The 18,239-nt window shown below is 66.0% G+C and carries 17 protein-coding genes and 1 pseudogene; 9 read left to right on the plus strand and 9 right to left on the minus strand.

The window, feature by feature from the left end; all coding sequences use genetic code 11:
• Nucleotides 1–91 precede the first annotated feature (91 nt).
• Both ABIC50_RS17115 and ABIC50_RS17120 read left to right on the plus strand, forming a co-directional pair.
• Nucleotides 92–1,291, plus strand: coding sequence for an MFS transporter (locus tag ABIC50_RS17115; RefSeq protein WP_354165642.1), 1,200 nt, complete (start codon nucleotides 92–94; stop codon nucleotides 1,289–1,291).
• Nucleotides 1,251–1,559: pseudogene (locus ABIC50_RS17120) on the plus strand (SAM-dependent methyltransferase); the annotation flags it as partial. The gene ABIC50_RS17115 and the pseudogene ABIC50_RS17120, both read left to right, overlap by 41 nt.
• Nucleotides 1,560–1,577: 18 nt before the next feature.
• Here ABIC50_RS17120 and ABIC50_RS17125 read toward each other — a convergent pair.
• Nucleotides 1,578–2,705 carry an aminotransferase class V-fold PLP-dependent enzyme gene (locus ABIC50_RS17125; protein WP_354165644.1) on the minus strand — a complete coding sequence of 376 codons (1,128 nt, stop codon included), beginning with the start codon at nucleotides 2,703–2,705 and terminating at the stop codon, nucleotides 1,578–1,580.
• A 336-nt stretch (nucleotides 2,706–3,041) separates the two neighbouring features.
• Between ABIC50_RS17125 and ABIC50_RS17130 the strand changes: the two genes are divergently transcribed.
• Together ABIC50_RS17130 and ABIC50_RS17135 are read left to right on the plus strand one after the other, a co-directional pair.
• A complete protein-coding gene (locus ABIC50_RS17130) occupies nucleotides 3,042–4,820 on the plus strand; it encodes a SulP family inorganic anion transporter (RefSeq protein WP_354165911.1) in 1,779 nt (592 codons plus the stop codon).
• Nucleotides 4,821–4,986: 166 nt separating this feature from the next.
• Complete coding sequence (locus ABIC50_RS17135) at nucleotides 4,987–6,513, plus strand: CYTH and CHAD domain-containing protein (RefSeq protein WP_354165646.1); 1,527 nt, start codon at nucleotides 4,987–4,989, stop codon at nucleotides 6,511–6,513.
• A 28-nt stretch (nucleotides 6,514–6,541) separates the two neighbouring features.
• On the opposite strand, the gene ABIC50_RS17140 is transcribed toward ABIC50_RS17135, so the two are convergent.
• From ABIC50_RS17140 to ABIC50_RS17165, 6 genes are read right to left on the minus strand one after another with little or no spacing between them, the layout of a single operon-like run.
• Nucleotides 6,542–7,057, minus strand: coding sequence for a c-type cytochrome (locus ABIC50_RS17140; protein ID WP_471685694.1), 516 nt, complete (start codon nucleotides 7,055–7,057; stop codon nucleotides 6,542–6,544).
• A gap of 29 nt (nucleotides 7,058–7,086) precedes the next feature.
• Nucleotides 7,087–7,587: a c-type cytochrome gene (locus ABIC50_RS17145; protein ID WP_175654335.1), complete on the minus strand. Its 501-nt coding sequence runs from the start codon at nucleotides 7,585–7,587 to the stop codon at nucleotides 7,087–7,089.
• Nucleotides 7,584–8,129 (minus strand): methylamine dehydrogenase light chain, encoded by a 546-nt coding sequence (locus ABIC50_RS17150; RefSeq protein ID WP_175654334.1) that lies wholly within the window; start codon nucleotides 8,127–8,129, stop codon nucleotides 7,584–7,586. Before ABIC50_RS17150 ends, ABIC50_RS17145 begins: the two co-directional genes overlap by 4 nt.
• Nucleotides 8,130–8,168: 39 nt before the next feature.
• Nucleotides 8,169–8,801, minus strand: a complete 633-nt coding sequence (gene mauD, locus ABIC50_RS17155) for a methylamine dehydrogenase accessory protein MauD (RefSeq protein WP_175654333.1) — start codon at nucleotides 8,799–8,801, stop codon at nucleotides 8,169–8,171.
• Nucleotides 8,798–9,352 (minus strand): MauE/DoxX family redox-associated membrane protein, encoded by a 555-nt coding sequence (locus tag ABIC50_RS17160; RefSeq protein ID WP_175676338.1) that lies wholly within the window; start codon nucleotides 9,350–9,352, stop codon nucleotides 8,798–8,800. Before ABIC50_RS17160 ends, mauD begins: the two co-directional genes overlap by 4 nt.
• A 7-nt stretch (nucleotides 9,353–9,359) precedes the next feature.
• On the minus strand, nucleotides 9,360–10,517 hold the full coding sequence (locus ABIC50_RS17165; protein WP_354165650.1) for an amine dehydrogenase large subunit: 1,158 nt from the start codon (nucleotides 10,515–10,517) through the stop codon (nucleotides 9,360–9,362).
• Between the two features lie 242 nt (nucleotides 10,518–10,759).
• On the opposite strand from ABIC50_RS17165, the gene ABIC50_RS17170 reads away from it, so the two are divergent.
• The 5 genes from ABIC50_RS17170 to ABIC50_RS17190 all read left to right on the plus strand — a co-directional run bounded on the left by ABIC50_RS17170 (nucleotide 10,760) and on the right by ABIC50_RS17190 (nucleotide 16,805).
• Entirely contained in the window at nucleotides 10,760–11,722 is a 963-nt protein-coding gene (locus ABIC50_RS17170; RefSeq protein WP_011659449.1) for a helix-turn-helix domain-containing protein, read from the plus strand.
• A 133-nt stretch (nucleotides 11,723–11,855) separates the two neighbouring features.
• Entirely contained in the window at nucleotides 11,856–12,800 is a 945-nt protein-coding gene (locus tag ABIC50_RS17175; protein ID WP_011659450.1) for a GlxA family transcriptional regulator, read from the plus strand.
• Between the two features lie 478 nt (nucleotides 12,801–13,278).
• Nucleotides 13,279–14,997 carry a M36 family metallopeptidase gene (locus tag ABIC50_RS17180; protein WP_354165652.1) on the plus strand — a complete coding sequence of 573 codons (1,719 nt, stop codon included), beginning with the start codon at nucleotides 13,279–13,281 and terminating at the stop codon, nucleotides 14,995–14,997.
• A gap of 76 nt (nucleotides 14,998–15,073) precedes the next feature.
• Nucleotides 15,074–16,327, plus strand: coding sequence for a M20/M25/M40 family metallo-hydrolase (locus tag ABIC50_RS17185; protein WP_354165654.1), 1,254 nt, complete (start codon nucleotides 15,074–15,076; stop codon nucleotides 16,325–16,327).
• 109 nt (nucleotides 16,328–16,436) lie between these two features.
• Entirely contained in the window at nucleotides 16,437–16,805 is a 369-nt protein-coding gene (locus ABIC50_RS17190; protein ID WP_354165657.1) for a YbjQ family protein, read from the plus strand.
• Nucleotides 16,806–16,837: 32 nt separating this feature from the next.
• Here the strand turns inward: ABIC50_RS17190 and ABIC50_RS17195 are convergent, their stop codons facing one another.
• Nucleotides 16,838–17,557, minus strand: coding sequence for a PepSY-associated TM helix domain-containing protein (locus ABIC50_RS17195; RefSeq protein WP_354165660.1), 720 nt, complete (start codon nucleotides 17,555–17,557; stop codon nucleotides 16,838–16,840).
• Entirely contained in the window at nucleotides 17,554–18,237 is a 684-nt protein-coding gene (locus ABIC50_RS17200) for a Fe2+-dependent dioxygenase (RefSeq protein WP_011659455.1), read from the minus strand. The genes ABIC50_RS17195 and ABIC50_RS17200 overlap by 4 nt, the downstream gene beginning before the upstream one ends.
• Nucleotides 18,238–18,239: the final 2 nt, after the last annotated feature.

Here is an 18,239-nt window from a genome sequence, read left to right on the forward strand (position 1 = left end):
AGCAAAATGCGAACTACTGCAAACGCCTGCTGCAGGCGTCCGAGCGTACCCGCCATGACGTACGTTCACTGGCACCTTGGGGAGCACTTTGATGGGCATCACAGGTCGATGGGCACTCGTCTTCATCTGCATCGCCCTATCGTTTGGCAGCTTCGCGGATGAAGCAGCTCAAGTGAACTTTGCACTGAGGCTGGCTGACGATACTGCATCGGTATCGATATTGCTTGCCGCAGGTCTCATCGGAGGCATTCTATCCGGCCCGATCGCCCCGATGATCCTCCAGCGGATCGGGCCTCGCCAAACGATTCCCGCGGTATTTCTCCTTCAGGCGATTCTGATCGCGGCAGCTTCCCTGGCCAATGAGTTCTGGAGTTACATCGTCGTTTCAATGGCGCTCGGATCCACGGGGTCTCTTCTGTGGGCCGCAATCATGGTGGCTATTCCGAGCTATGCAACCGACGAACTGTACATCGATCGCGCCAATCGGATTACGCAATCGGTGCGGAACATGGGTTATGTGGGCGGCCCCGCTCTCGGCGGCTTCCTGTACGGGATGGTCGATCGCTCACGGGGGCTATTGCTGCTGGCTTTGCTGGTATTGATCGCCGCGCCGGTCACTTCGTTATGTTTCAAGGGCCTGGATTCCTTTATTTCGAAATCCGGTCGGACCTCCACGCAAACCAGGCAGAAGGGACGACTCGACCTGCTCGGTCTCTTTCGCACGGCCGGCGTGATCCGTGCGATCGCTCCGCTGTTGATGACGGTCGTGCTCACATCGACGCTCAATGTACTCCTGATATTTCGAGTGCGTACTGAGCTGCAATTCAGTGCAGAGATCTATGGACTCGCCATCAGCGCATTGAGTGTGGGTCTGATTGTTGGCCCCGTGCTATTTGCGGGCCTGTTTGCGAGGCGCGGTGATGCCGCCGGTGCCTCCATCGCCGCCAGCCTCATCGGCGCCGGCATTTTATGGCTCGCATTGAGTGACGCAGCGTGGACCATCATGTGCGCCACGTTTCTGATCGGGTCGGCAAACGGCATCCAGAACGCACTCACGGCGAGTTTCATGATGAAGGCGATCGATCCGCAGCGACGTGTCAACCTGATGCCGGCCTACCTGTTTTGCATCCAGACTTCGGTGTTTCTCGGCTTTCTGAGCGCCGGCCTGATCAGTACGGCACACGTGAGTATGGCTCTCGTGATTGTGGGAGTCGCAACGGCGATTATCGGCGCATGCGGCATCGCGTTGAATGTCAAGAACAGACCAAGCATGGTTACAAAAGGAGGCTGATCTCAGAATCAGTCACTACTACTTCCACGAGCCGCTATTCGACGAGTCCGAATTGACGACGGTCCGGGCGACGTGGGATTTCGCCGCCGCGGAGTCCACTGTCCGCGATGGACACTGTGTTCTCGATCTCGGCTGCGGCGATGGCCGACTGCTCCTGCATCTCGCCGGAAAATTCGCATTGAAGGAAAGCTTCGGCATCGACATCTCCCCCGTCGCCATCGATCGCTTCAATGCGTCCATCGGTCACCGCCACATTCACGCGCTCCGGTCACACCAAACCAACGCCCTACACAACCCGCTCCAACGCACTGGCAAACCTCGCGACCGCGGCATCGACATCATGCAGCTTGTCGAGCCCGAACAAGCCGATACGGAAGGTCTTGAAATCCGCCGGCTCGTCGCATTGAAGCGGCACGCCGGCTGCGATCTGCACACCGATATCCGCGAATTTCTTGCCGGAGCGGATGTCGTCATCGTCCGTATAACTGACCACCACGCCCGGCGCCTCGAAGCCTGCGGCAGCCACGCTCCTGAACCCCTTCTCGGCCAGCAACGCACGAATCCGCGTGCCGAGTTCGAGCTGCTCCGCCCTCACCTTGTCGAAACCGTATGCTTCGGTTTCCTTGATGACGTCGCGCAGCGTCGCAAGGCTGTCCGTAGGCATCGTCGCGTGGTACGCGAAGCCGCCGTTCTCGTAGGCTTCCATGATCTGCAGCCACTTGCGCAGATCGCACGCAAAACTGGTGCTGGTCGTCGCATCGATGCGCTCGCGGGCGAGCGGGCCGAGCATGACCAGCGCGCAACCCGGCGACGCACTCCAGCCCTTTTGCGGCGCGCTGATCAGCACATCGACGCCGCTCTTCTCCATGTCGACCCAGATCGTGCCGGACGCGATGCAATCCAGCACGAACATGCCGCCGACCGCATGCACGGCGTCGGCCACCGCGCGCAGATACGCATCGGGCAACATCATCCCCGATGCGGTCTCGACGTGCGCGGCGAACACCAGATCCGGCTTGTGCTCGCGAATCGCGGCGACGACTTCGTCGATCGGAGCCGGTGCAAAGGCGGCTTGCCTGCCCGCTTCGACCGGGCGCGCTTTCAACACGATCTCTTCGGACGGAATGCCGCCCATGTCGAAAATCTGCGACCAGCGGTAACTGAACCAGCCGTTGCGGATGACCACACACTTCTTGTTCGTCGCGAACTGCCGTGCCACGGCTTCCATGCCGAATGTGCCGCTGCCCGGGACGATGACGGCCGCCTTCGCGTTGTAGACTTTCTTCAGCGCGGCGGAAATATCGCGCATGACGCCCTGGAAGCGCTGCGACATGTGATTGATCGACCGGTCGGTGTACACCACCGAATATTCGAGAAGCCCGTCGCGGTCGACATCGGGAAGTAATCCTGGCACGTTTGCCTCCGGTAAAGGATGAGCCATCTGGTGAGAGCGAGCGGTATTCGTGACGCGATGCCTCCACGCCTGTGCAAATCCGCGTTTTTGATTCGACGACGACCGATTCTAACGAAAGCCGTCTGAGGCTTGGGATTTTGGTGTGTTGTGGTGCGTCATGAGCACGGCACGCGATTGACCGCCGGCTCGTCCGCCGATTGGCGCTCACGTGAAGCCCGCGCGTCGAAACGCAACATCGTGAAACCGCGCTTGCTCTCCGACGATACCGGAACCTAATCTTCAATGGCACAGGCGGAGGTGGCGAACGATTCCGCCCGGGTTTCCTGACACGCCGCGATAAACATGAAAAGCCGTGCCCGCCCCCATTCGGTTCAATCGACTCGCCAGCCCGCTGCCGGCCCGCTGCGGTGGTTCACCGGCCTCGCCGCGGTGCGTGGCTATCAATGGTCGTGGCTGCCGCACGATCTGCTTGCCGGCGTCACGCTCAGCGCCGTGCTCGTGCCTGCCGGCATGGCGTACGCGAACGCAGCGGGCCTGCCCGCCGTCAGCGGCCTCTATGCATCGTTCGCCGCGATGCTCGCGTATGCGCTCTTCGGCCCGAGCCGCATCCTCGTTCTCGGCCCCGACTCCGCGCTGGTCGCCTTGATCGCCGCAAGCATCGTGCCGCTTGCTCACGGCGATGCCACGCGCGGGCTGGCTCTTGCCGGAGCGCTTGCGATACTCGCGGGCGCGATCTGCATCGCGGTCGGCGCGCTCAGGCTCGGATTCGTCACCGAACTGCTGTCGCTGCCCATCCGGCACGGTTTCCTGAACGGCATCATGCTGACGATCAGCATCGGACAGCTACCCAAGCTGCTGGGATACCAAGGCCATGGCGAATCGTTCGTCGAGAAGGTGCGCGACGTGATCGAAGGCATCGCGGCATCGAGGGTGAACGCGACTTCGTTCGCGCTCGGCGTCGCCGCGCTCGTGCTGATACTCGTCTGTAAACGGCTCTGGCCCAAAGTGCCGGGCGTGCTGCTCGCCGTGGCGGGCGCGACGGCGGTGGTGATGTGGTTCGATCTGTCCCGGCGCGCGGGCGTGGCGACCGTCGGCGCGGTCCCGCAAGGGCTGCCCGTGCCGCGCATCCCGAACGTGACGTTCGACGACTGGCTGCATCTCGCGGGCAGCGCGGCGGCGATCGCGCTCGTTTCGTTCACGGATATCAGCGTGCTGTCACGCACCTACGAATTGCGCAACGACACCAGCGTGGACCGGAATCACGAATGCGTCGCGCTCGGGCTGTCGAACCTCGCCGCCGGTCTGGTGCAGGGGTTCGCGGTGAGCGCGAGCGGCTCCCGCACGCCGGTCGCGGAGGCGGCGGGGGCGAAGACGCAGGCGACGGGCGTGGTGGCGGCCGCCGTCGTCGCCGCGCTGCTCCTGTTCGCGCCACGCGCGCTGTCGCACACGCCGCAATCCGCGCTGGCTGCCGTCGTGATTGCCGCATGCATGAACATGATCGAGGTGCGGGGCGTCATGCGGCTTTATCGTCTGCGCAAGAGCGAGTTCGTGCTGGCGTTGGTGTGCTTCGTCGGCGTTGCGGTCCTGGGTGTCGTGAACGGCATCGCGCTGGCGCTGCTGCTCACCGTGCTGTCGTTCCTCTGGCGTGCGTGGCGGCCTTACGACGCCGTGCTCGGGCGGGTCGACGGCATGAAGGGCTATCACGACGTGTCGCGCCATCCGGAAGCGCGGCGCGTGCCGGGGCTCGTGCTGCTGCGCTGGGATGCGCCGCTTTTTTTCGCGAACGGAGAGATCTTTCGTGAGCGCGTGCTGCGCGCCGTCGACGAATCGCCCCAGCCGGCGCGCTGGATCGTCATCGCGGCGGAGCCCGTGACCGATATCGACCTGACCGCCGCCGATGTGCTCGAACGGCTGCATGGCGAACTGGCGGCGCGGCAGGTCAAACTGGTCTTCGCGGAGCTGAAAGGCCCGGTAAAAGATAGTCTCAAGCATTACGGGATGTTTGGCATGTTCGGCGAAAGCAACTTCTTTCCGACGGTTGGGGAGGCGGTCAGCGGCTATCTGAAAACGCATCGGGTGGAGTGGCACGACTGGGAAGACGAAGCATCGGGTTGAAAACGGATCGGCCGGATCAATGCATGCGTGGTGATGGCCGGAGCGCCGTATCTGGGGCCTCCGCCAGTGACAGCAAACGCTTAAAACGCAAACGGGACGATTCGGCGTGGGAACTCGCGTGCGCTGCGGTGTAGTCTGATAGTCAGGTGCCACATCGGAGGGCGATATGGAACGGGAGTTGAAGCTACGGGTTTCCGTGAAGGATCTCGACAAGTTGCGCCGCGCGCCGTTGCTCGCGCAATCAAGCAGCGCCCACGCGCCTCAGCTGCTGAAGAGCACGTACTTCGATACATCCGCGTTGTCATTTCACGGGTGCGGGGCGTCTCTGCGGGTACGCGCGGTCGGCAACAAGCGAATTCAGACGTTGAAGCTGGAAGGATCGGTGCAGGCCGGCTTGTTCGACCGCGATGAGTTCGAGATGCCGGTCGTTGGCGACCTCCCCGATCTGGCGCGGCTGCGGGATCGAGTGCCCGCTGACAGCGACTGCGGCAGGCTGATTCGCGACGTGGCCACGGCGGCCCGGCTCGAGCCCGTATTCGTCACGCGAATCAGGCGTTCGGTTTTACCGCTGCGCTTGCCGTCCGGCGACGAAGTCGAGGTGGCGCTCGACAAGGGGACCGTAGAGGCGGAGTCGAATTCGGTGCCGATCGCCGCCGTCGAACTGGAGCTGAAACGGGGCCGGCCTGAAAGCCTTTACGGCGTCGCACTGGAATTGCTGGAGATCGTACCGTTGCGCATCGATCGCGAGAGCAAGGCCGATCTCGGCTACGGCCTGCTGGTGGCCGAGCACCGTCCACCCGTCAAGGCGCAACCGTTACAACTGAAGAAAAGCGATTCGATCGAAGGCGCCTTCTGCCAAATCGCGCGCAACTGTCTGGATCAGGTCCACGCCAACGAACGTGGCGTCGAGTCCGGCCACGATCCGTCGTGCGTCCATCAGATGCGTGTGGGGCTTCGCCGTTTGCGCTCGGCGCTCGACCTGTTCGCGAAAGTGATTCCCGCGTATCCCGGCCTCGACGACGAGCTGCGCTGGATCGCCGCCGAGCTCGGCGCCGCGCGTGACTGGGAGGTGCTGGCGGGAACGACGCTCGACCATGCCGGTACGAACGGCATTCCGGATGAGATGCATTCGGTGCGCGAAGCGTGTGAACACATTGCCGTCGAGAACCGGCAACGCGCGGCCGCGGCAGTCGGGTCGGTTCGCTACACGCGGCTCGCGTTGCAGCTCGCGTCATGGTTGAGCCGAAAGGGCTGGCGAGCGGAGATGTCCGACGAACAGCGCGCCGCGATCATGCAGCCCGCGAAGCCGTTTGCCGCTGATGTTCTGCGTCGTCGGCACAGGAAACTGATCAAGCGTGGCAAGCGGCTGGCCGATCTGGACGATCATCGTCGCCACCGTGCCCGCATCGCGGCGAAGAAGGTTCGATACGCGACCGAATTCTTCGCGTCGCTGTGCCGCAAGCGGGCCGTCCGCTCGTATGTCGATGCGCTGACCGCGCTTCAGGACGATCTGGGCTGGCGTAACGACGCCGTCGTCGCGGACAAGCTGCTGCAGGCGCTGCCCGATACGTCGCCTGACGCCGCGCCGGGCGCGGGTTTCGCGCGAGGCTTTCTGGCCGCGCGGGCCGCAGCCGATCATCAAACATTGAAGAAGCTGTGGAGCCGCTTCAAACGTCTGCCGCCACCGCACTGAATCGGCACGACGCCATCACCACGCACAATCAGTACCGTTCGGACACACCGTCGATCCCGCGCGCCTGCAGCGCGCGAACCAGCCCGGCACGCACCGTCGCGACGTCGGAAAACGCCGGCCGTCGATGCGCGGCGACTTCGGCTGCCGTATAAGGCTTGAAATCGCGCGGCAGCGCGTCGCGGTTCATCGTCGTGAGCACCCAGTTGAGCACGTCGGCGAGATCCTGGTCCGACAGCGCCGAATTCGACGCACCCGGCACGCGCATCACGTACTCGCGCCCAGCCGGCAGATGCGTGAAATAACCGAGCGAGTTCGCAAGCGGCGGCACCTTGCCCGGAATGCCGCCGCCTGTCGCCGTGTGGCAGCCCATGCAGTTGAGCACCCAGTGCTGTCGCGCGAGCGTCGCGTCGGCCGCGCCGTCGGCATGGGCGGGGATGGCGATCGCACACGCGGTGGCCGCGACCACCGTCGGCAACGAAAGCAGACGCCGTGCGATGAACGCCCCGATCCGCCACGCTGCCGCACACCGGCCGCCGCGCACCAACCCGCCACGCCGCCGAATGCACCGGGCATTCACAGCCCGAGCCCCTTCGTCACGACCGCACGTTGCGCGTGAACGGCCGTGCCGTCCATCTCCTTCGCGCGCGCCGCGCGAATGTCGGCCGCCGTGAACGGCTTCGCGTCGCCGTGCTTGTCGTTGAGATCGAACACGACGTAGTTGAGCACGTTCGCGATGTCGTCATCGCTCGCGCTCGCGAACGACGGCATCTTGAAGTTGTAGCGCTTGTCGTGCACCGTGATCTCGCCGAACATCCCGTGCAGCAGCGTCGCGACGAGTTGCGCGCGGCCCGCGTCGGCCGTCGCGTACTTGCCCGGATACTCGGTCAGCGGCGGCGCGAGGCCGTCCTGTCCCTTGCCGCCGGCCTGGTGGCACACCGCGCACTGCGCGTCGAACAGGCTCTTGCCCGCCGGGTAATGGACGGCCTGCTGCGCACCGGCAAAACCGGGCAGCGCAACACCCGCAACAGCCGCCACGCACGCGACAACGATCTTTCCCGCTTGCATCACTTTCATTGTTTTGCCGCTCCCAGCAGGACCGAAACCGAACAGTGGTAATTCGAATTGCCGTTCGCCATGCACCAGTTGATGTCGTTGTTCAGCGACAGCTTGTACAGCGGCTTCTCGCGCTCGTTGCGGTTGCAGAAGCATTTGCCGCACGACGTCTTGCCGCAGCAGTCGTTGTACGACACGATGTAGTCCGAACCGTCGTGCGGATTGCGGCACGTGCCGATCCACGTGATCGGCGACGGCGTCGTGCCCGGCGGGCAGCTGCTCGACGTGCCGCCGCAGCAACTGCACAGCCAGCCGTCGATCGCGCAGTACTTCCAGTAATCGCAGCTCGTCGGATCGTCGCTCGCGCCCGACGCAGCGGCGCCGGAAGCCGCCGACGCGCCCGATGCCGCATCGGCCGCATACGCGGTGCGATCGACGGGCAGCAGCGGCAGCATCGCCGAGCCCACCAGCACCTTGCCGAGCCTCGCCATCGCGCTGCGTCGCGAACTATGCTGCGCGACGCCGCGCGCCGACCGTTCGAACCATGAATCAAACAGGCCCATGGGGTTGTTCTCCGTTGATGTTGATAGAGAGTCGGCCGATCACGCGTGCTGCGCGTGTTCTTCGTGGCCGTGGTCGTGATCGCCATGGACGAACTGCTGCAGCGATGCGACGCCCCGCTCCTTCGCTTCAAACAGGCTCTCGAGGTGCTCGCGCGTGTTGACGAGCCCCTTCGCGCGCACGGTGCCGGTGTCGTCGAGCAGCACCGCGTACGGCAGCTTGCCGATCTGATACGCGAGGCCCAGCTCCTGCGACAGCACGTACGGGAAGCGCGCGAGGTCGTGCTTCTGCGCGAAGCGCGTGTGTTCGTCGAGTTCGCCGTCGCTCGCGAGCACGATGTTCACCGGCGTCGATTCGCTCGCCTGCAGCGACGGCAACAGCGGCAGCAGCTTCTTGCAGACCGGGCACGTCGGCGACAGGAAGAACAGCAGCGTCGCCTTGCCCGCCGCATCGATCCCGCCGACCTTGATCCGCGACCCGCGAATGTCGGTCAGCTCGAACGTCGGCGCGATCGCGCCGACCGCCGGGCCCTTGTCGATCATCAATGCGCCGGCGGGCATGATGCGTTCGTACAGGATGCCGATCTGGCGCACGAGCGCGAGACAGATCGCGCCGAGCGCGAGGACGGCGATCCACAGCAACGCGGTGGAAACGGTGAGAGCGGTTTGCATCATGAATTCCTCAGATGTGAAAGGCGCGGGATGTTGGCGAGCAGCACGTCGACGGTGAGCAGCGCGCAGACGATCAGCAGCACGGAAGAGAACAGCGTCAGGTAGTCGAACCACACGATCGCGCGGCCGCCCGGCTCGACGAGCGCGGTCGCGGCCAGCGCGACGAGCAGCAGCACGCGCGCGACATGCAGCCAGCCGATGCCGCGCGGCGCATCCGCGCGCGCGGCGGCAAAGCCGGAACACCCGCAGTCGATGTCGGTGTGGCCGCGCAGGATGTTGATCGTCATGCCGGCCGCGAACACGAGCAGCAACGCGATGAGGCCGAGCGCGCCGGTCATGCGCGTATCGGGAAACAGCAGCGCCGCGGCGCAGGCGGCTTCCGCGAGCGGAATCGCGAACGCGGCGGGCGCGGTGAGCGCATCGGGCAGCAGGCGATAGCCGGCGAGCGCTTGCCGGAACGCCGCGGGCCGGCGCATCTTCGCGAAGGCGCCCAGCAGCACGACGACGGCCGCGCCGGCTTGCGCGCTGGTGGCGAGTACGGGATCGAGCGTCATCGCGGCCTCACGGATTCACGAGCAGCGTCGACGTACTGCCGATCTGCTTCTCGACGTGCTGCCGCTTGCCGGTGCGCGCGTCCATCACGACGAGGTCGGACGTGCCCGTCAGCCCGTAGAACAACGGCTTGTCGTCCTCGCTGACCTGGATCGACACGAGCGGATCGACCTTCTGCTGCGCGAGATCCCAGCGCGCGACCCGCTGTTTCGTCTTCAGGTCGTAGACCCACACCTGCGTGCCGGGATCCTTGTGCGTGCCGTCACCGCCCTTGTGCATCAGCACGTAGTAGCGGTGCTGCTTCACCTGCACGGCCGTCTGCTGCATGCCGCCCGGGCGCCAGCCTTCGGCGCGCTCGGCGTCGGTCAGCAGCGACCACGGCTTGCCGAACGCCGGCTTGTCGCCGCTGAAGTCGGCGCTGCGCACGTTGCCGTGATACGTCGTGAACAGATAGCCGCCGTTGTAGCGCGACGCGTTGATGAAGGCCGGATCGTTGTCGACGTCGATGAACGCGTCGGACATCGTGCGCTTCACCTCCTTGCCATTCGCGTCGAGTGTGACGGTCAGCGCCTTGCCGCTTTCGCACAGCGCGGTGAAGCGATCGTTCCCCGACGGATACGCGAGCACGCATGCCGCGGTGTCGATCTCCGACAGCACCTTCTTCGACACGGCGTCGATCACCGTCACCGACGCGGCCGGCGTGATGTTCGCGACGTACAGCCGCTTGCCGTCCGCGCTGAACGCGGTGTTGTACGGCGACGGCACGTGCTGCCCGTGCTTCGCCGGAATCACGATCTCGCCGCTATGATCGAGCGTTGTGTTGTCGGTTATCTCGACGACGTCGGTACGCGTGCCGTGCGAGCCGCGCGAGAAATAGGTCGTCGCGATGAAGCTCGTCTTGTGATCGGGCGAGATCGCGAGGCCGGGCGCGAAGCCGCCGCCGATCTGGCCGAGCAGCTTCTTCGCATCGGCGTCGTACACGTAAATGCGCCCGTCGGTCATCGTCGGCATCGCGATGTCGACGACGTACACCTCGTGCGGATGCCACGGCGGCATCTTCTGCACGACGAGTTCCTCGGGCTTTTCCGTTGCGTCTGCGCGCCCGGCCCACGCCGCCGCGAACGCCAGCGTCGCCGCGCAAACCGCGGTGCGTCGCCTTGCTCTCATGTCGCCTCCAGTTGGGGATTCACGTTATGTGGGGCGACTGTAGTTCGACAATAAACCGGTTCAGCACCCGGACCGGCAACGCGTGCGTGCCGATTCGGGACATTGGAAAACCGCCTGAAAGGCCCCGCGGGTCGATGCCCTCCGGCCCCTCAAAAACCCCCGTCGGAATAGCGCTCCTCCGTATTGCGCCGACCATTTGGCCGGTTTAATCTTGCGCGGTCCGAACGACCACCGGAGGCGCCGTGCGCGTGTTTCATCAGATGTTCGACGACGCAGACCGGCATGCCGAAGCGCTGCGCGGCTGGGATCAGCGTTACGACCAGATCGGCTCCGGTTCGTATCGCAGTGCGGTCAAGCACGCGGTGCTCGACGGCGTGCAGCTGTTCCAGGAAACGGCGAACGTGCGCATCATCCAGCGCGGGCGCCTGCCGCCCGGGCATACGGTGTTCGGGATGCCGCTCACCGGCTCGGGCAACTTTGCATTCGGCGATGCGCGCATGGAGCGCGGCACGATCGTGATGGCGCGCGGCGGCGCACCTTTCGAACTCCATTCACCGGACGACATGTCGCTGATCGGCGTGGTCGTCGATGCCACGCTGATGCAGCAGATCGAGGATGCGGCCGATGTCCGGCTCGACGAGCGCGCGCTGCGGCGCGGCGTCGTCGACGTGCCGGTCACCGCGCGCGAACGCGCGAGCGTCCAGCTCGCGACGCTGCTCGAGCGCGTGCTGTCGGCACCCGATACGTTCGACGCGGCGCGTGCGCAGTCCGAATTGCGCGGCGAAGTCGGCAACGTGCTCGTCGATCTCCTCACGTATCGAATGCCCGGGCCGCCGAACCGTCTCACGCATGCGTGCCACGCCGACATCGTGCGCCGCGTGCACGACTACGTGATCGAGCATCCGGAGGCGCCCGTCGACATCCTGAGCCTGTGCACGCAACTGCGCGTGAGCCGGCGCACGATGCAGAACAGCTTCCAGTCTGTCGTGCAAACCGGCCCGCTGAACTACACGCGCGCGCTGCGCCTCGCGCAGGTACGGCGCCTGCTGCTCGACACGCGGCAGTCCGACCTGCCGATCAGCGAAGCGGCCGCGCGCTGGGGCTTCATCCACCTCGGGCACTTTGCGAACGCCTACAAGGCCCAGTTCGGCGAACTGCCTTCGACGACGGCGCGCCGGACGGTGCGTGGCGCAAAAACGCGCTGACCGCCCGCAAAACCCGCGATAATCCCGTGTTGAACGTCCGGCTCCCGCGAGCCGGGCGCGCCGCGCTGCCCGGCCGCTCGCCGCACCGTGCCGCGCGGTGCGCGACGCCCACCCGATTCCACCCCACGCCCCGATGCCAGAGGATTTCCATTTCCTGTTGCTGCCCGGCTTCTCCGCGCTCGGCTTCATGTCCGCGGTCGAACCGTTGCGCGTCGCGAACCGGTTCCGCACCGAGCTGTACCGCTGGCACGTGATCAGCGCGGACGGCGCGCCCGTCGCCGCGAGCAACGGCATCCCGGTCGCGGCCGAAGCCGCGTGCGCGGACGTCGCGCAGGTCGACACGGTGTTCGTGGTCGCGGGCTTCGATCCGCTCGTGTGCTACGACCGCGCGCTCGCCGACTGGCTGCGCCGCCAGAATCGCCATGGCGCGACGCTCGGCGGCATCGACACCGGCAGCTTCGTGCTTGCGGAAGCCGGGCTGTTCGACGCATCGCAAACGCTCACGCTGCACTGGGAAGCGCTTGCCGCGTTCCGTGAACGCTACCCGGGCCTGAACGTGACGCAGGAGCTGTTCGAGATCGGCGAGCGGCGCATCACCTGCGCGGGCGGCACCGCGTCGATCGACATGATGCTCGACCTGATCGGCCGCCGGCATGGCGCCGAACTCGCGGCGGCGATCTCCGAGCAGTTCGTCGTGAGCCGCATCCGGCAGCGTTCGGACAGCCAGCGGCTCGAGATCGCCGCGCGCTACGGCGTGCACAACCGCAAGCTGATCCAGGTGATCGGCACGATGCAACGGCACATGGAGAACCCGCTCGGCTCCGACGCACTCGCGCAGGAGATATCGGTCACGCGGCGCCAGCTCGAACGGCTGTTCAGCGCGACGCTGAACGACACGCCGACGCACTTCTACCTGAACCTGCGCCTCGACCGTGCGCGCGAACTGCTGCAGCAGACCGACATGAGCATCACGTCGGTGTGCGTCGCGTGCGGCTTCGAATCGCCGTCGCATTTCTCGCGCACGTACCGCTCGCGTTTCGGCGTGAGCCCGCGCAGCGACCGCCGCGCGACGCGCTGAACGGCGCTGCTTTTGCGTACAATCCGGCGCGCTATTGCGTGCGCCGGCTGCGTTTGCCGCCATTCGCTGAACAATGCCGGCGAATGATCGACGGACCGAAGCAGGCTTCGAAAATAATTTGCAATGTCGCCGAAAATGTTCTGTAACATACCTCGCAATTAGATAGGCAGCCCTAAGGAGATGAGAGCCCGGGGCCGCGCACGTCGCGCCACGCAGGCTGCCAAATCGATCTCAATGCCGATCCGAGGGGTATGACATGACGATGCTCGCTTCGCCGTCGCCGCACCTGCCTGCCGTTCGCTTCCCCGCCGCCGTTCCTTCCCGATTCGTTTCGACCTGACGCTTAGTCATCCTTAGTCAGTCGACGCTCCCAGCACCGCTACGCCGCACCGGTTCCATCGAGCCGGCGCGCGGGCCGTGTCGTGCCTGCTCGCCACAAGCGCGCGGGCGTGTCCAACCGTTGAGATGAGGATCACGTATGCAGACATCACGCAAAGCATTGCCGCTCGCCCTGGGTCTCGCGCTCGGTTTCGGCATCGTCGGCGACAGCGCGGCCGATTCCAAGGTCGGGAACCCGCAGGCGTCGAGCCTGCGCGAAAGCCTGACACGCGGCGTCGCGTCGGCGCCGGCCGCGGCCAGGACCGATACGGCCGCCGGGCAGTTCCGCGCCGACGGCGTCGCCGTCACGCTGTACAACCCCGCGTATCACGCGAAGAAGGCGGCCGCCACGCCCGCCGCCACCGCGCGCGATTTCGTCGCGTCGCAGGCGACGCAGCTCGGGCTCGACGCGGCCGCGCTGGCGAGCCTCGTGGTGACGTCGGAGCGCAACGACGCCGACTTCACCGTCGTGCGCTTCCAGCAGCAGGCGGCCGGGCTGCCCGTGTACGGCAGCGAGATCGCGGTGACCGTCGCGAAGGACGGCCGCATCCTGTACGTCGCGAGCAACACGATCAGCGGCGTGATCGCCACCGCGCGCAAGGCGCAGGCGGTCGACCAGCAGCAGGCGCTCGACCGTGCCCGTGCGTATCTCGGCGTAAGCGGCTTCACGCACCTCGACGCGCAACTCGTCGCGTTCGTCGACAAGGCCGGCACGCATACCGCGTGGAAGGTGCGCGGCCGCCCGCAGGACGGCCCGAAAGGCGACTGGGAACTGCTGATCGACGCGGACAGCGGCGAAGTGCTGCGCGCCGAGGACAAGGCGTTCTATGCGACCGACGGCACCGGCTTCGTGTTTCGGCCGGATCCGCTGTCTTCGACGAAAAGCAGCTACGGCAGCACCGGCTACAAGGACAGCAACGACGTCGATTCCACGCAGCTCACGGCCGCGCGCGTGCGCGTGACGCTGAAGGACCTCGCGCTGTCGGGCTCGCGCTACACGCTGTCGGGACCGTATGCGTCGTGCGTCGATTACGATGCGCCGCGCGACGGCGCGTGCCCGGCGCAGGCAACGCCGACGTTCGAATTCACGCGCGGCAACCTCTATTTCGAAGCGGTGAACGTGTACTACCACATCGACACGTTCCTGCGCTACGTGAACCAGACGCTCGGCATCAAGGCGCTGCCGTACCAGTACACGGGCGGCGTGCAGTACGACCCGCACGGCGAATCGGGCGACGACAACTCGTCGTACTCGTCGAGCAGCGGCCGGCTGACCTTCGGTCAGGGCGGCGTCGACGATGCGGAAGATGCGGACGTCGTGATCCACGAGCTCGGCCACGGCATCCACGACTGGGTGACCAACGGCGGCCTGTCGCAACAGGAAGGCCTGTCGGAAGGCACCGGCGATTATCTCGCCGCCGCGTACAGCCGCGACTTCAATCAGTGGAGCCCGTCGGACACGCAGTATCAGTGGGTCTACAACTGGGACGGCCACAACGAATACTGGGGCGGCCGCGTGACAAACTGGAACGTCGGGCGCACCTACGCACAGGCGCGCGGCGCGGAGATCCACACGGCGGGCCAGTACTGGGCGTCGTGCAACCTCGTCGCGCGCGACGCGATCGGCGCGCAGGCAATGGACAAGGCGTTCCTGAAGGGGCTGTCGATGACCAACAGCTCGACGAACCAGAAGGCCGCCGCGCAGGCCGTGCTGACGGCCGCGGCCGCGCTCGGCTACAGCAGCGCGCAGCTCACGGCGATCGGCAACGCGTACAACAAGAGCTGCACGTACGGCGTGACCGTGCCGCAGAAGTCGTAATTCCGCAGCAGGCGGGGGCGCCGCACGACCTGCGGCGCGCCCTTTCCTCGACATCGCTACCCTCACGAGATCGAACATGCCTACTCTGACATTGACCCGCCTGAGCGCCGCGCTGGGCGGCATGCTGCTGACCGCCGCCGCACAGGCCGCGCCCGTATGGATCACGCTCGGCGACACCGCGTTCCGGCAGCTTCAACGCATCGATGCAAGCGCAACCGCGCAATACAGCACGACGCTCGACGCCGGCAAGGCCGCCGACGGCGCCGTGCGCCGCGAAACCGTGCATATCGTCGAGATCGACGATGCCCGGCTCGGCGAGCTGGCGCACGCGGTACACCGTGCGCGCGGCCACGGGCCCGGCTACATCGTGCACGACTCGTTCGACGACGCACGCCAGGCGTTGCAGCCGGTATCGGCGACAGTCGCGAAGCAGGCCGCCCTGCCCGCCTACACGGTGTCGAACGCACCGCGGATCGGCACCTGGATCCAGCAACTGCAGGCCAGCAACATCGTCGGCACGATCACGTCGCTGTCCGGCTTCACGAACCGCTATTACACGACGTCGCATGGTGTCGCCGCGTCGGACTGGCTCGCGCTGCAGTGGAAGCAGCTCGCCGGCTCACGCGCCGACATCACCGTCGAACAGTTCACGCATACGAGCTTCCCGCAAAAATCGGTGATCCTGACGATCCGCGGCAGCGATCCGGCCGCGGGCACGGTCGTGCTGGGCGGCCACCTCGATTCGACGGTCGGCCGCACGACGGAAAACACGCGCTCGCCCGGCGCGGACGACGATGCGTCCGGTATCGCCAGCCTGACCGAAGCGCTGCGCGTGTTGCTCGCGAACGACTACCGGCCGAAGCGGACGATCAAGTTCGTCGGCTACGCGGCCGAGGAAGCCGGCCTGCTTGGCTCGAAGGCGATCGCGAAGCAGTTCCGCGCGCAGAATGCGAACGTGGTCGGCGTGCTGCAGCTCGACATGACGAACTACAAAGGCGATCCGAAAGACATCTACCTGATCACCGACTATACGAACGCCGCGCAGAACACCTACCTGACGAACCTCGCGAAGACCTACCTGCCGGAACTCGCGATCGGCACGTCGCAGTGCGGGTATGCGTGCTCGGATCACGCGTCGTGGAACGCGCAGGGCTATCCGGCGTCGTTCCCGTTCGAGGCCGACCAGAATGACAGTCCCTACATCCATACCGTGAACGACACGCTGGAGAATTCGGATCGGCAGGCGAACCACGCGCTGAAGTTCGGCAAGCTGGCGCTCGCGTATGCGGTCGATCTCGGCGGCGACGGCAGCGCGGCCGTCAAACCCTGATCGCACCTCGGGCCGCACCGGGCGCGCGTGGCATGCGCGCCCGTTCGAGCGCGGTTCCGGTTCCGGATAGAATCGTCGTTCGATCACTTCCGCGCCACCGTGCACCGCCATGAACGATTTCTCCCGCTCCATCAGCGATCTCACGCCCGAGCGCGTCACGACCGCGTTCGACCTGGCCGGCCATACGACGGCGCGCTCGCTCGGCGTCGCACAGGGCATCGTCGTGCGCTCACGCTCGATCGTCGGCTCGTTCGGCGCGGGGCTGCAGACCATCTTCGGCGGCAACATCACGCTCTATACGTCGCTGTGCGAGAAGGCGCGCCAGCAGGCGTTCGACAAGATGCTCGCCGAGGCGCGCAAGCTCGGCGCGAATGCGATCGTCGCGATGCGCTACGATTCGACCGAGATCGGATCGGGCATCACGGAAGTCATCTGCTACGGCACGGCCGTGCAGGTCACGCGCGACGCCGGCGCCTGAGCGTCAACCGGGCGTCACCCGCGCGTTACCCGTTACGCGCCGGCCGCCCACACGATCGCGACGATCGAGCCGATCACGAGCACCGCGCCGATCGTCTTGCGCTTGTTCAGCTCCGTCCACAACAGCACGCCCGTCAGCGACAGCAGGATCAACGCGCCCGCGAGCGTGTCGACGAGCAGCACCCAGCCGATGCTCATCCCGACGCCCTTGTGCAGGTTCGTCAGCCACGCGAGCGTGGTGTTGTCGGTGCGCTTGAGCGTCATCGTGTCGCTGCCGACCCAGTAGTCGACGGCGACGCTTTCACGCGGCGACGCGAACACGAGTTGCCAGTGCTCGGGCTGCACGGTCTCGCGCTCGCCCCATGCGACCGGATGCTCGGGTTCCTTCTGCACGCGGCCCATCCGTTCCGGCAAATGCAGATCCGGTTGCCCGCGCAACCATTGCGCGAGCGCGAGCGGCGAATCGGGTTCCGGGTCGGGCACGTCGAGCCGCAACGTCTCCACCTGCGGCGCACCGGTCTGGATCCGCAGCGGCGGCGCACGATGATTCAGCAGGAACCCCGTCGCGCCGAACAGCAGGCCGAGCGCGGCGCCCCACAGGCCGACCCAGCCGTGCACCTTGCGCAGCCACTTGATGAACGTACCGCGGCGCGATCGCGCGCGGCCGGCGCCGGCCGGACGCGCGCCCGGCGCAATGCGTGACGCGGGCGACACGGGCGCCGTATCGATTTCGATGGGATCGGCCACGCTCACGTTTCGCTCCAGATTCGCAAAAGATTGTGATAACAACCAACCAGACTGCGGCATGCGTCGGTATCGGCGCCGCTCGCGTTGAGCCGCTGGATCGCGGTGTCCATGTCGAACAGCAGCGCGCGCTGCGCATCGCTGCGCACGAGGCTCTGCACCCAGAAGAAGCTCGCGACGCGCACGCCGCGCGTAACCGGCGTGACCTGGTGCAGGCTCGTCGCCGGATAGACGATCATGTCGCCGGCCGGCAGCTTGACCTGCTGCACGCCGTACGCGTCCTCGATCACGAGTTCGCCGCCGTCGTATTCGTCGGGCGCCGACAGGAACAACGTGACGGACACGTCGGTGCGCAGCTTCACGCCGTTCGGCAGCACGCGCACCGCGCCGTCGACGTGACTGCCGAACGTCATCCCGCCTTCGTAGCGGTTGAACAGCGGCGGATAGACCTGGTTCGGCAGCGCCGCGCTGATGAACAGCGGATTGCGCTCGAGCGCGGCGAGAATCACGTCGCCGAGTTCGCGCGCGATAGGCGAATGCTCGGCGATCTGCTGGTTGCGCTTGACCGGCGCGCCCGTATAGCCGGCCGTCGCACGGCCGTCGACCCACGCGTCGCCCGCGCGGTCGAGCCGGTCGCGCACCATGCTCACCTGCTCGGGCGTCAGCACGTTCGGGATGTGTACAAGCATCG

The sequence above is a fragment of the Burkholderia sp. 567 genome, from assembly GCF_040545115.1.
GTDB lineage: Bacteria > Pseudomonadota > Gammaproteobacteria > Burkholderiales > Burkholderiaceae > Burkholderia > Burkholderia ambifaria.